Source organism: Pseudomonas sp. C1C7, from assembly GCF_013359595.1.
Lineage (GTDB): Bacteria > Pseudomonadota > Gammaproteobacteria > Pseudomonadales > Pseudomonadaceae > Aquipseudomonas.
Map to the genome: position 1 here is coordinate 96,671 of NZ_JABFMP010000004.1, position 13,903 is coordinate 110,573.

The following is a 13,903-nucleotide window of genomic DNA, read 5'->3' on the forward strand; positions in this document are numbered from 1 at the left end:
TATTGACCTCAGCGCTGATGACGGATGCGTGGGTTGGCAAAGCCGTAGAGGATGTCCACTACGAAGTTGACCAGGATCACCAGGCAAGCGATTAACAGGATGCCGTTTTGTACGACTGGATAATCACGGGCGCCGATGGCTTCGATCAGCCATTTGCCGATGCCCGGCCAGGAAAAGATGGTTTCGGTCAGGACCGCACCGGCCAGCAGGGTGCCGACTTGCAGGCCGACCACGGTCAGTACCGGAATCAGTGCGTTACGCAGGCCGTGGACGAATACCACGCGCGCCGGCGACAGGCCCTTGGCCTTGGCGGTACGGATGTAGTCCTCGCGCAGCACTTCGAGCATCGACGAACGGGTCATCCGCGCGATCACCGCCAGCGGGATGGTACCCAGCACGATGGCCGGCAGGATCAGGTGGTGCAGGGCGTCGGCGAACGCGCCTGGCTCGTCAGCCAGCAGCGTGTCGATCAGCATGAAGCCGGTGCGCGGCTCGATGTCGTACAGCAGGTCGATCCGCCCGGATACCGGGGTCCAGCCCAGAGACACCGAGAAGAACATGATCAGGATCAGGCCCCACCAGAAGATCGGCATCGAATAGCCCGCCAGGGAGATGCCCATCACCCCGTGGTCGAACAGCGATCCTCGCTTGAGTGCCGCGATCACCCCGGCCAGAAGGCCCAGGATACCGGCGAACAGCAGTGCGGCCATGGACAGTTCCAGGGTCGCGGGGAAGAGGGAAGTGAACTCGGTCCAGACGCTTTCACGGGTACGCAGGGATTCACCCAGATCGCCGTGGGCCAGTTTGCCGACGTAATCCAGGTACTGGACATACAAAGGCTTGTTCAGACCAAGGCGTTCCATTGCCTGTGCGTGCATTTCGGGATCGACCCGACGTTCTCCCATCATGACTTCCACGGGGTCGCCGGGAATCATGCGAATCAACGCGAAGGTCAGCAGCGTAATGCCGAAGAACGTGGGGATCAGTAACCCCAGTCGGCGGGCAATAAAACTAAACATCGTGGGTTGTACCTCATCAGCCGGTTAGGCGTGCCCGGCAGCCCTGGGTCAGGCCTGCCGGGAGTTTTCTTATTTACTTCACCTGGGTGGTGGCGAAGTTATTCGTGGTGAGGGGGCTAATGTGATAGCCCTCTACGTTGTTGCGCATTGCGGTGAACATTCTAGTGTGCGCCATGCTGATCCATGGCTGGTCCTGGTTGAAAATGACCTGAGCCTGTTCGTACAGCGCAGCACGTTCGGCCGGGTCGGTTTTTTCCCGGGCCTGATCGATCAGGGCCTGGAATTTGTCGTTGCACCAGCGTGCGTAGTTTTCGCCGTTCTTGGCCGCTTCGCAACTGAGCATAGGCGTTAGGAAGTTATCCGGGTCGCCGTTATCGCCCGCCCATCCGGCGGAAACCATATCGTGCTCGCCGTTTTTCGCGCGCTTGAGCATTTCGCCCCATTCCATCACGCGGATGTCGATCTTGATCCCGACCTTGGCAAGGTCAGCCTGCATCATCTGCGCGCCGAGCATCGGGTTGGGGTTGGTCGGGCCGCCACCATTGCGGGTGAACAGGGTGAAAGTGGTGCCTTCCGGAACGCCGGCTTCCTTGAGCAGGGCGCGGGCCTTGTCCAGGTCATGGGCCGGGTTTTTCAGGCTGTGGTTGTAGCCCAGCAGGGTGTCCGGGTACGGGTTGACGCCGACGGTAGCGTTGCCCTTGCCGAACAGCGCGTTGACGTAAGCCTCCTTGTCGAAGGCGATGTCGATGGCTTTGCGCACCCGCACGTCGCTCATGTACTTGTGCGTGGTGTTCATGGCGATGTACGAAACGGTCATCGCGTTCAGTTCGTCGACCTTCAGCTTCGCATCTTTCTTGATGCTTGGAATGTCATCGGGCTTGGGATACAGCGCGACCTGGCATTCGTTGGCCTTGAGCTTCTGCAGGCGCACGTTGTTGTCGGTGGCGATGGCCAGGATCAGCGAGTCAGCCGGTGGCTGGCCGCGGAAGTAGTCCGGGTTGGCCTTGAAGCGAACCTGGGCGTCCTTGTTGTAGCGCTGGAAGACGAACGGACCGGTGCCGATCGGCTTGCTGTTCAGATCGCCGGTCTTGTTGGCTTTGAGCAACTGGTCGGCGTACTCGGCGGAGTAGATCGAGGAGAACGCCATGGCGATGTCGGCCAGGAACGGCGCTTCCTGACGGGTCAGGGTGAATTTGACCGTGTTGTCGTCGACTTTCTCGACGCTTTTGAGCAGTTCCTTGAAGCCCATGCTTTCAAAGTACGGGAAGCCCACGCTCGACAGTTTGTGCCATGGGTGGTTCGGGTCCAGCTGGCGCTGGAAGCTCCAGACCACGTCGTCGGCATTCATGTCGCGGGTCGGCTTGAAGTATTCGGTGGTGTGAAATTTGACGCCTTTGCGCAGGTGGAAGGTGTAGCTCAGGCCGTCTTCACTGATGTCCCAGGATTCGGCCAGGGCCGGAATCACATCGGTGGTGCCGGGCTTGAAGTCCGCCAGGCGATTGAAGATGGTCTCGGCCACCGCGTCGGCTGTGACTGCAGTGGTGTACTGGACCATGTCGAAGCCTTCGGGGCTGGCCTCGGTGCAAACCACCAGCGGCTTGGCCGACACGCCAACCGCGACACTCAGCAAGGCGGCTGCGATGGCCGCACGTAGGGGAAGCATTTTCATCAAGAACCCTCTGCAATCGGTTAAAGGACAAAAGCCGAACGGCCGATTCTTCGTCGAATCAGCCGTTCGGCCGGTGCATTACAGAATGTTGAACGGGATGGTGGTCACGAGACGGAACTCGTTGATGCTGCCATCGGCCTGGTTTTCGCTGGCACGGTGAGCGGTGTAGGTCGCGCGAACAGTGGTGGCCTTGAGCGGGCCGCTCTGTACGGCGTAGGAAGCACCGATGCCGTATTCGTAGTGGTGTTCGCCGTCCATCGACTGAACGCCGTCGTAGCCTTTGCCTGCCACGCCACCGTTGCCGGTGTAGTGAGTGCCGTCGATGCCCCAGCCGCGTGCCTGGTAGATGTTGAACTTCAGGCCCGGTACGCCGTACTCGGCCATGTTCAGGCCGTAGGCGATCTGGAAGGACTTCTCGTTCGGACCGTTGAAGTCCGAGAGCAGGGAGTTGGCCAGGTAGATACCGTTGGTTTCGTGCAGGTAGTCGAAGTACTCGTTACCGTTGATTTCCTGATACGACAGGGTCAGGGTGTGGGCCTGGTGAGTCAGACCGAACGACAGGGAGTAGGTGTCGTTGTCGATGTCGCCGATCAGCTTCTTACCTTCGTCCTGGGTTTTGTAGTAATTCAGGCCGGTGGTCAGGCTCAGTACCTGGCTGTCGCCCAGTACGTGAGTGGCGCCGAAGTAGTACTGGTTCCAGATGTCCTCGGCCTGGGTGGCCCAGAGGCTGGTGGTCAGGCTGGCAAACGGGGTGTAGGTGATACCGCCGGTGTAGACGTGATCGGTCTCGACGATGCCGTTGGCATATTCGGTACGGAATTTACGCTGGCTTTCTTCGGTACGCGGCGAGTTGCGATCGAACGTGGCCAGGTCGAATTGCAGGTTGTTCAGCTCTTCGCTGTGGATCGCCACACCCTCGAAGCTCGATGGCAGCGCACGGTTACCGATGACGTCGACCATCGGGCTGCTGAAGTTCATGCGACCGGCAGTCAGCGTGGTGTTCGAGACGCGGGCCTTGACGTTGGCCAGGCCCAGCTTGCTCCACTGGCCGACAGCGTCACCGCCTTCACGGGTCAGGGTACGGTTGTTGCCCGCGCCAGGACGAGTGCCCGGTGCGCCACCGTTGTTGGACGCCAGGTCCTTGCGGTCCTGATCCAGGGCGATGGCGTTGTAGGCCGCCACTTCGGTGCTGAAACCGACGGTGCCTTCGGTGAAGCCCGAGTTGTACTTGACGATGGTGCCCTGAACCCAGTTGATACGACGATCAGTCGGGGTCGATACACCGTCTTTCTTGTAGGCGAACTTGCCGCCACGTTTCAGCTGCTCGTTGGCGTACCAGTTACGGGTGGTACCGGTGATCGACTGGCCTTCAACGAAGCCGGTCGCTTCCGCCTGAGCGCTCTTCTCATTGACGGTAACCGGGGTGAACGCCTGGCTTTGGGTCTCAGCGTAAGCCGTTGCGGTCACGCTGCTGATGGCCAGGGCCAGTATCGCGGTGCTGCTCAGTTTCATGGGTGAAGCTCCTTACTTTCTTTTTTTTATGCCGGTCTTATTGGGTGATCCGGCTATTTGCTTTGGAACTCATTTACGCATTGCAAACGTTTGCTCGGTGCCGAATGGGCGAATTACGGCAATACGCTTGCGTGAGGGCGCATTGCGCCCCCAGCGTTTGGCTACACGGTTTTGTTATTTTTCGATGCTGACACCCGAGAACACGTTGCGACCGAACGGGCTGACCTTGAACCCTTCGATTTTGGCGCTCAACGGCTGGTTGACCGTCGAGTGGGCGACTGGCGTGATCGGTACCTGCTGCTTGAGGTACTGCTGCGCCTGTTTGTAGAGCTGGGTGCGCTGCTCGCGGTCGGTCACGACCTTGGCCTGCTTGATCAGCTTGTCGTAAGCCGGATCGCACCACATGGAGTAGTTGTTGCCACCGATGGCATCGCAGCTGTAGAGCGTGCCGAGCCAGTTGTCCGGGTCACCGTTGTCACCGGTCCAGCCGATCAGGCTGATGTCGTGCTCGCCGTTCTTGGTGCGCTTGATGTACTCGCCCCATTCGTAGCTGACGATCTTCACCTTCAGGCCGATCTTGGCCCAGTCCGCCTGGAGCATTTCGGCCATCAGCTTGGCGTTGGGGTTGTACGGGCGCTGCACGGGCATGGCCCACAGGGTGATTTCGGTGCCTTCCTTCACGCCGGCAGCCTTGAGCAGTTCCTTGGCCTTTTCCGGGTTGTAGGCGGCGTCCTTGATGGTTTCATCGTAGGACCACTGGGTTGGCGGCATGGCGTTGACCGCCAGTTGGCCGGCGCCCTGGTAAACGGCGTTGAGGATGCCTTGCTTGTTCACCGCCATGTCCAGCGCCTGGCGCACTTCGAGCTGATCGAATGGCTTGTGGCGCACGTTGTAGGCGATGTAACCGAGGTTGAATCCGGGCTTCTCGATCAGTTGCAGGGCCGGGTCGTTCTTCAGCGCGGGCACGTCGGCGGGGCGCGGGTGCAGGGTGATCTGGCACTCATCGGCCTTGAGTTTCTGCACACGTACCGAGGCGTCGGTATTGATCGCGAAAATCAGGTTGTCGAGCTTCACGCGGCTCGGGTCCCAATAATGCTTGTTAGCGGTGTAACGGATGTTCGAGTCTTTCTGGTAACTCTTGAACACGAACGGCCCGGTGCCGATCGGCTTCTGGTTGATATCGCTCGGCTTGCCCTCGGCCAGCAGCTTGTCGGCGTACTCGGCGGAGAGGATGGCGGCGAAACTCATGGCGATGTTCTGGATGAACGCGGCGTCCACGCTGTTGAGCGTCATGACCACGGTCAGCGGCCCGGTCTTTTCGACCTTGGCGATGTTCTTGTTCAGGCTCATACCGTTGAAATACGGGAATTCAGTCGGGTAAGCCTTACGGAAAGGTTGTTGCGGGTCGAGCATGCGATTGAACGTGAAGAGCACGTCATCGGCGTTGAAGTCGCGGGTCGGGGTGAAGTACTTGGTGGTATGAAATTTCACCCCGGGACGCAGGTGAAAGGTGTACTTGAGGCCGTCCTCGGAAATATCCCAACTGGTCGCCAGGCCAGGTACGACATTGGTCGCGCCCTTTTCGAACTCTGCCAGGCGGTTGTACAGCGGCTCGGCGGCGTCGTTGTCGGTCGCGGTCGTGTACTGCGCCGTATCGAAACCGGCGGGGCTGCCTTCGGAGCAGAACACCAGGCTGTTATTGGCGGCCTGGCTCATGGAGGTGGCGGCCAACAGGCCGGTGCCCAGCAATGCGGATAAAACCAAGGTATGGCGCATGACGCTCCCTCTTGTTCAGTTTTTGACAATGGGCCTTCGTCCCGTCCGGGAACGTGCAGGCCTCACTGGTTTCAAGCCATTGACGTACAGCAGTAGTGACCGATGACCCACGCATGAGCTGGTCGGGTCCCGACGGTAAGTACCGCGAGCCCGGCAGTAAATACGAATAGTCCGAAAGACGTGTGGGAAAAGACGACGTGTCCTAGCGCTCTACTGTAGGCAGCAGACGATTTGGATGTAGGCGATTTCCTGCTTTCTCGGCAGACAAATGCAACGGCGACGTCAGAAACGTCGCCGCTGCAATAACTTACTTGCTGACGCTGACGCCGTAGAAGGAGTTCAAGCCGAATGGGCTGATCTTGAAGTCCTGTACTTCGGCGCGCATGGGTTGGAACACCGTCGAGTGAGCGATAGGTGTGTATGGAACAGCATCTTTGAGGACGTGTTGCGCCTGTTTGTACAGTTCGGTGCGCTTGGCCTGGTCCGAAGTGCGCTTGGCTTGCTTGACGAGGTCGTCAAACTTCTTGTCGCACCACTTGGAGAAGTTGTTGCCTTCGAGCGAGTCGCAACCGAACAGCACGTTCAGCCAGTTATCGGGGTCACCATTGTCACCGCTCCAGCCAATCAGCATGCCTTGCTGTTCGCCACCCTTGGCGCGCTTGATGTATTCGCCCCATTCGTAGCTCTGGATCTTGACGTTCAGGCCGATCTTCTTCCAGTCGGACTGCAGCATCTCAGCCATCAACTTGGCGTTCGGGTTGTATGGGCGCTGTACAGGCATGGCCCACAGAACGATTTCGGTGCCTTCTTTCACGCCAGCTTCCTTGAGCAGCTCTTTGGCTTTCTCAGGGTCGTACTTGGCATCCTTGATGGTGGTGTCGTAGGACCACTGGGTCGGCGGCATGGCGTTTACGGCCAGTTGGCCGGCGCCCTGATAGACCGATTCGATGATCTGTGGCTTGTTGACCGCCATATCCAGCGCTTGACGCACTTTCAGGTCGGCCAGCGGGTTTGGAGTGGTTTGACCCTTGAGCTGCGGCATCACGTTGTAGGCGATGTAACCCAGGTTGAAACCAGCCTGGTCAGGCACTTTCAGGGTCTTGTCTTCCTTCAGCGCCTTCAGGTCGGCCGGGCGCGGGAACAGAGTGATCTGGCACTCGCCTTTCTTGAGCTTCTGGATGCGCACCGAAGGGTCGGTGGTGATGGCGAAGATCAGGTTGTCGATCTTGACGTCGTCAGGCTTCCAGTAGTCCTTGTTCCCGGTGTAGCGGATGTTGGAGTCTTTCTGGTAGCTCTTGAACACGAACGGACCAGTGCCGACCGGCTTCTGGTTGATGTCGGCGGCCTTGCCTTCCTTGAGCAGCTGGGCAGCGTACTCGGCGGACTGGACAGAGGCGAAGCTCATGGCCATGTTCTGGATGAACGCGGCATCAACTTCTTTCAGAGTGAACTTGACGGTGTTGTCGTCGACTTTTTCGACCTTGGTGATGTTGGTGTCCATCCCCATGTCGGTGAAGTACGGGAATTCGGTCGGGTACGCCTTACGGAACGGGTCATCCTTGTTAATCATGCGATTAAAGGTGAACAGCACGTCGTCGGCGTTGAAGTTGCGGGTCGGCTTGAAGTACGAAGTGGTGTGGAACTTGACGCCTTCACGCAGGTGGAAGGTGTAGGTCAGGCCGTCGGAGGAGACGTCCCAGCTGGTTGCCAGGCCAGGAATAACGGCGGTGCCGCCACGCTCGAACTGAGTCAGGCGGTTGAACATGGTTTCTGCAGAGGCGTCGAAGTCGGTTCCGGTGGTGTATTGACCTGGATCGAAACCGGCCGGGCTCCCTTCGGAGCAGAACACCAGGTTAGTCGCAGCTTGAGCGAACGGTGCACTAGCCAACAGGCTGGCGCCGACTAAAAACGGAATGACCGCTTGTTTGAGCATGGTGGCCTCATGATTTGTTGTCATTTTTTGATTTTGAGGACGACCTCGTGAGTCGTGCCTGCGGATACTTATGCAGGGGCCATACCCAATGCAAGATGCAGAGCGTTTATAAGCCTTAAACGGTGGCACGAACGTACCTTAATGTCGCATTTGTATAATTTTTGACGCATTTAACCGTTTGCGAGGCGTTTTTGCAGTGCATTTCGTGCACTTTTCTGGTGCGTTCCGGCCTTGGGTTGCCCGTGGACGGGGCGGGGGTGTTACCTATTTAAACCCGGTCCTGTGGGGCTGAATGGGAGTGGTTATCGTTGCACCGCAATCGTTCTTCGACAGCGAGTTGTACAAAGTGCAACTGATGTCGTTTTTTGGGGTTGAACTGCCCGTCCCGAGATTGAGCATAGACGCAGTTTGCAGAAAAAAAGGCGATCACCCCCGGGTGATCGCCTTTTTTGTGTGCCGCTACCGAATCAGGGCATCAGCACTTCGATCGAGCCGTCAGCGGTCATGGAAACCTGGCTGGTGCCGGCTTCGACTTCCGGTGTTACCGGGGCCGCATCCATGCTGGCTGCCTTCATCATCATCGGTGCGCGCATGTACGGTTGCGGGAAGCCGTTGCTGTTTAGGTTCAGGTTGACGATCTTGTAGCCCTTGCCGCCCAGGGCATCGGTGGCCAGTTGGGCGCGGGCCTTGAATGCGGTCACGGCTTCCTTGAGCAGGGTGTCCTCGCTGGCCTTGCGGGTTGGCGTGGCGATGGCGAAGTCCATGCCGCCCATCTTCAGGTCGGTGAGCAGTTCGCCGGTCAGCTTCGACAGAGCGGCGAAGTCGGTGCTTTCCAGGCGCAGTTCGGCGCGCTCACGCCAGCCGGTGATTTTCTGGCCCTTGGCGTCGTAGATCGGGTAGCTGTTGCGGCTGCCCTGGCGCAGGGTGATGTCCTTGACCTGCTTGGCCTGGGCCAGCGCCTTGTTCATGGTGGTGCTGACGTCGGCGGCGAGCTTGGCAGGGTCGGTGTTCTGTTCTTCGGTGTAGAGGGTCACGATCATCAGGTCGCGAGCCACTTCCTGGCTGACTTCGGCGCGCAGGGAAATCTGGTTGTAATGAAGTTCGTCGGCGGCCAGGGCCGGGAGGCTGGCGACGGTGCCAAGGCTCAGGGCGAGAAGGGCGGCGCTGCGGCGGAATGTGTGCATGAAGGCTCCTAAAGATGATACACAGGCAATAGTCCGTGCCTGCGTGCAACCATCAGACTCTATGGGGCAGCGGCAAGTTTCAAGCTGCAAGCTACAAGCTACAAGTTAAAAGCTTGCGGCTTGCGGCTTGCAGCTGCTCCCATGTGTCGCTTTGCCGCACTTTTGCCTGTCAGCCCCCGCGCTTGGTTATACTCCCTGCGATCCGCCTGGAGCGCTCATCAGGAGAGCTCATGCTCGCCCCCGTTCAAATCACTTCCGCCACTCGCCAGAACCTCTGGCGGCTGACATTCATCCGCATCCTGGTCCTGGCCGCCCAGGCCGGCTCCGTGGGCCTGGCCTACTGGCTCGAACTGCTGCCGCTGCCGTGGTTCCAGCTGGCCGCGACTCTGGGTTGCTCGATGCTGCTCTGCGCCTTCACGGCGGTTCGCCTGCGCACCAGCTGGCCGGTGACCGAGCTCGAATATGCCGTACAACTGGCCTGCGACCTGTTTATCCACAGCGCCTTGCTGTATTTCTCCGGTGGCTCGACCAACCCCTTCGTCTCCTACTATCTGGTGCCGCTGACTATCGCCGCCGTGACGCTGCCCTGGCGCTATTCGGTGATTCTGTCGGGCATCGCCCTGACGATGTACACCCTGCTGCTGGCGCGCTTCTATCCACTGCAAACCTTCCCGATCGCCCGGGAAAACCTGCAGGTCTACGGAATGTGGCTGAGCTTCGCCCTGGCCGCCGCGGTGATCACTTTCTTCGCCGCGCGCATGGCTGAGGAATTGCGTCGCCAGGAAGAACTGCGGGCCATTCGCCGCGAAGAAGGCCTGCGCGATCAGCAGTTGCTGGCCGTCGCGACCCAGGCCGCCGGCGCCGCCCACGAGCTGGGCACGCCATTGGCGACCATGAGCGTACTGCTCAAGGAGATGCGTCAGGACCATCACGACCCGATGCTGCAGGACGACCTGAGCGTGCTGCAGGATCAGGTCAAACTCTGCAAACAGACCTTGCAGCAGCTGGTGCGCGCCGCCGAGGCCAATCGCCGACTGGCGGTGGAAATGCAGGACGTCACCGACTGGCTCGACGAAGCGCTCAACCGCTGGCACCTGATGCGCCCCGAGGCCAGTTACCGCTTCCAGCGTCTGGGCCAGGGCACGGTGCCGCGCATGGCGCCGCCGCCGGACCTGACCCAGGCGTTGCTGAATCTTTTGAACAACGCCGCCGACGCCTGTCCCGAAGGGCTGCAAGTGACCCTGGACTGGAATCCCGAAGACTTGACCATCAGCATCCGCGACCACGGTGCCGGTGTGCCGCTGGCCATCGCCGAGCAGATCGGCAAGCCGTTTTTTACCACCAAGGGCAAAGGTTTCGGCCTGGGCCTGTTTTTGAGCAAGGCCAGCGTGACACGCGCCGGCGGCTCAGTGAAACTCTATAGTCATGAGGAAGGCGGCACGCTCACCGAGCTGCGTCTGCCCCATGGCGCACGAGGAGACGAACATGAGTGACGACATCCAGGTTGAAGGCGAAGAGCTGCCGCATTTGCTGCTGGTCGACGACGACGCGACCTTTACCCGGGTCATGGCCCGCGCCATGGCTCGCCGCGGTTTTCGCGTCAGCACCGCCAGTTCCGCCGAAGAAGGCCTGACCCTGGCCCAGGGCGACCTGCCGGACTACGCCGCGCTGGACCTGAAAATGGATGGCGATTCGGGCCTGGTGCTGCTGCCCAAGCTGCTGGAAATGGATCCGGAAATGCGCGTGGTGATTCTCACCGGCTATTCGAGCATTGCCACCGCCGTCGAGGCGATCAAGCGCGGCGCCTGCAACTACCTGTGCAAGCCGGCCGATGCCGACGACGTGCTGGCCGCGCTGTTGTCCGAACACGCCGACCTCGACAGCCTGGTGCCGGAAAACCCGATGTCCGTGGACCGCCTGCAGTGGGAACACATTCAGCGCGTGTTGACCGAACACGAAGGCAACATCTCCGCCACCGCCCGCGCCTTGGGCATGCACCGCCGCACACTGCAGCGCAAACTGCAGAAACGTCCCGTTCGCCGCTGAACCTGCGCTGAACAGATGCAGGTCGTTCCTCGCAACAATCCGAACCGATCATCTATGATCGGTTCGTGCCTGTACTTTTTCTTATCGAGCCTTATCCATGAATCAGAACGCTGAGTATTGCGCGGTCAACGATGCTGTGCGCGGGCAGTTTTTTCGCAAGGTCTGGGCGATCATCACGCCCTACTGGCGCAGCGAAGAGAAGGGCAAGGCCTGGACGTTGCTGATCGCGGTGATTGCGCTGTCGCTGTTCAGCGTGGCGATCTCGGTGTGGATCAACAGCTGGTACAAGGATTTCTACAACGCCCTGCAGCAGAAGGACGAAGCGGCGTTCTGGAAGCTGATCCTGTACTTCTGCGGCATTGCCACCGTGGCGATTCTCGGCGCGGTGTATCGGCTTTATCTGACCCAGATGCTGACGATCCGCTGGCGGGCCTGGCTCACCGAAAAGCATTTCGGTCGCTGGCTGGCGGACAAGAACTACTACCAGCTGGAGCAGGGCGGCTACACCGATAACCCGGACCAGCGGATTTCCGAAGACCTTAACAACTTCACCAGCGACACCCTGAGCCTGGGCATCGGCCTGCTGCGCAACATCGTCAGCCTGGTGTCGTTCTCGATCATCCTCTGGGGCGTCTCGGGCAGCATCGAACTGTTCGGTATCACCATTCCCGGCTACATGTTCTGGGGCGTGCTGTTGTACGCGGTAGTGGGTAGCTGGCTGACGCACCTGATCGGTCGTCGCCTGATTGGCTTGAACAACCGCCAGCAACGCTTCGAAGCCGACCTGCGTTTCTCCATGGTGCGCATTCGCGAGAATGCCGAAAGCATCGCGCTGTACAACGGCGAACCCAATGAACATCGCCGGCTGAACAATCGCTTCTCGATGGTCTGGCACAACTTCTGGGACATCATGCGGGTGTCCAAGCGCCTGACCTTCTTCACCTCCGGCTACGAGCAGGCGGCGGTGATCTTCCCGTTCATGCTGGCCGCGCCGCGTTATCTGGCCGGCAAGATCGAGCTGGGCGAACTGATGCAGATCAGCTCGGCATTCGGCAATGTCCAGGACAACTTCAGCTGGTTCATCAGCGCGTACCAGAGCCTCGCCTCGTGGCGCGCGACCTGCGATCGTCTGCTGAGCTTCCGTCAGGCCATGACCGACAACGAGCAACGGGCACCGGCCATCGATGTGCAGAACCAGGGGGATGCGTTGAAAGTGCACAACCTGGGCCTGGATCTGGTCGATGGTCGTCATCTGCTGACCAATGCCGACATGACTGTGGAGGAGGGCGAGCGCGTGATGCTCAGCGGTCGCTCCGGCAGCGGCAAGTCGACGCTGTTGCGAGCCATGGGTCACCTGTGGCCGGCGGGGCACGGCAGCATTCGCCTGCCGGCGGCGCGATATCTGTTCCTGCCGCAAAAACCTTACCTGCCAATTGGCACGCTGCGTGAGGCGTTGAGTTATCCACAAGCCGGCGACACCTACCCGAACGAGCGTTACGAGCAGGTTCTGGAAACCTGCCGCTTGCCGCATCTGATCGGGCGTCTGGACGAGGCCAATCACTGGCAGCGCATGTTGTCGCCGGGTGAGCAGCAGCGTCTGGCCTTCGCCCGTGCGCTGCTGTACGCACCGCAGTGGCTATATATGGACGAAGCGACTTCGGCGATGGACGAGGAAGACGAAGCGACGCTGTACCAGGCATTGATCGATGAGCTGCCGGGATTGAGCATCGTCAGCGTCGGCCACCGCAGCAGCCTGAAGCGCTTCCATCCGCGGCATGTGCGGATCGACAACGGGCATTTGGTGGATCAGACCGTGACTGCCTGAACCGACCCCCTGTAGGAGCGGGCAGTGTAGGGGTAGAGGTGATCGTACAACCCCGTTGAGCTATGATGCGATTTCAGCCGATTCTTCGAGACAGATGTTCACCATGGAAAACCCGAACGACGCACCACGCCTACCTCGCAAGCGCCGCAGCCTCGCTCAGGAACTGGTGACGGTGCTGTCCGAGCAGATCCGCGACGGTCACCTCAAGCGCGGCGACAAGTTGCCCACCGAGTCGGCGATCATGGATGCCCATGGCGTCAGCCGCACCGTGGTGCGCGAGGCGATTTCCCGTTTGCAGGCAGCCGGCCAGGTGGAAACCCGCCACGGCATCGGCACCTTCGTGCTCGACACCCCAAGCCCCAGCGGCTTTCGCATCGACCCGGCCACCGTGGTCACCTTGCGTGACGTATTGGCCGTTCTGGAATTGCGCATCAGCCTCGAAACCGAATCCGCCGGCCTTGCCGCGCAACGCCGCACCACCGAGCAGCTTGGCCTGATGCGCGCAGCGCTCGATGCGCTGAACGAAAGCGTCGCCCACGCCAGCGATGCGGTGGCGTCGGACTTCCAGTTCCACCTGCAGATTGCCCTGGCGACCGGCAACCGCTATTTCACCGACATCATGACCCACCTGGGTACCAGCATCATCCCGCGTACCCGCCTGAACTCCGCGCGCCTGGCCCATGACGATCAGCAGCATTACATGAATCGCCTGAGCCGCGAGCACGAAGAAATCTACGAAGCCATCGCCCGCCAGGACTCTGACGCTGCCCGAGCCGCGATGCGCCTGCACTTGACCAACAGCCGCGAGCGGTTGCGCCATGCCCATGAAGAGGCTGAGGCGCAGCGGGGGTAAGTTTCCATCCCAAGTCATTTGTCGACATTGCGGCAGTCTTCGCGGGCAAGCCTCGCTCCCACAGGTTTTTGGATCGATCAGATCAA

Annotated in this window: 10 protein-coding genes; 4 read left to right on the plus strand and 6 right to left on the minus strand. The window is 60.1% G+C overall.

Features of this window, described 5'->3' with window-relative positions; translation table 11 throughout:
- Window positions 1-8 precede the first annotated feature (8 nt).
- The 6 genes from HNO86_RS04985 to HNO86_RS05010 form a co-directional block, all read right to left on the minus strand.
- Window positions 9-1,019 carry an ABC transporter permease subunit gene (locus tag HNO86_RS04985; protein WP_175375905.1) on the minus strand — a complete coding sequence of 337 codons (1,011 nt, stop codon included), beginning with the start codon at window positions 1,017-1,019 and terminating at the stop codon, window positions 9-11.
- Between the two features lie 73 nt (window positions 1,020-1,092).
- Complete coding sequence (locus HNO86_RS04990) at window positions 1,093-2,688, minus strand: ABC transporter substrate-binding protein (protein WP_175375906.1); 1,596 nt, start codon at window positions 2,686-2,688, stop codon at window positions 1,093-1,095.
- A gap of 78 nt (window positions 2,689-2,766) precedes the next feature.
- Window positions 2,767-4,200: an OprD family porin gene (locus tag HNO86_RS04995; protein WP_175375907.1), complete on the minus strand. Its 1,434-nt coding sequence runs from the start codon at window positions 4,198-4,200 to the stop codon at window positions 2,767-2,769.
- A gap of 174 nt (window positions 4,201-4,374) precedes the next feature.
- The gene (locus HNO86_RS05000; RefSeq protein ID WP_175375908.1) at window positions 4,375-5,976 is read right to left on the minus strand and encodes an ABC transporter substrate-binding protein; all 1,602 of its coding nucleotides are present in this window, start codon (window positions 5,974-5,976) and stop codon (window positions 4,375-4,377) included.
- Between the two features lie 307 nt (window positions 5,977-6,283).
- Window positions 6,284-7,909, minus strand: coding sequence for an ABC transporter substrate-binding protein (locus HNO86_RS05005; protein WP_175375909.1), 1,626 nt, complete (start codon window positions 7,907-7,909; stop codon window positions 6,284-6,286).
- 467 nt (window positions 7,910-8,376) lie between these two features.
- A complete protein-coding gene (locus HNO86_RS05010; RefSeq protein ID WP_175375910.1) occupies window positions 8,377-9,093 on the minus strand; it encodes an SIMPL domain-containing protein in 717 nt (238 codons plus the stop codon).
- A 230-nt stretch (window positions 9,094-9,323) separates the two neighbouring features.
- Between HNO86_RS05010 and HNO86_RS05015 the strand changes: the two genes are divergently transcribed.
- The 4 genes from HNO86_RS05015 to HNO86_RS05030 all read left to right on the plus strand — a co-directional run bounded on the left by HNO86_RS05015 (window position 9,324) and on the right by HNO86_RS05030 (window position 13,817).
- Complete coding sequence (locus HNO86_RS05015) at window positions 9,324-10,586, plus strand: ATP-binding protein (protein WP_175375911.1); 1,263 nt, start codon at window positions 9,324-9,326, stop codon at window positions 10,584-10,586.
- Complete coding sequence (locus HNO86_RS05020) at window positions 10,579-11,139, plus strand: response regulator transcription factor (RefSeq protein WP_110966333.1); 561 nt, start codon at window positions 10,579-10,581, stop codon at window positions 11,137-11,139. Before HNO86_RS05015 ends, HNO86_RS05020 begins: the two co-directional genes overlap by 8 nt.
- Before the next feature lie 97 nt (window positions 11,140-11,236).
- Entirely contained in the window at window positions 11,237-12,964 is a 1,728-nt protein-coding gene (locus HNO86_RS05025; protein WP_175375912.1) for an ABC transporter ATP-binding protein/permease, read from the plus strand.
- Window positions 12,965-13,067: 103 nt separating this feature from the next.
- A complete protein-coding gene (locus tag HNO86_RS05030; protein WP_175375913.1) occupies window positions 13,068-13,817 on the plus strand; it encodes a FadR/GntR family transcriptional regulator in 750 nt (249 codons plus the stop codon).
- Window positions 13,818-13,903 lie beyond the last annotated feature (86 nt).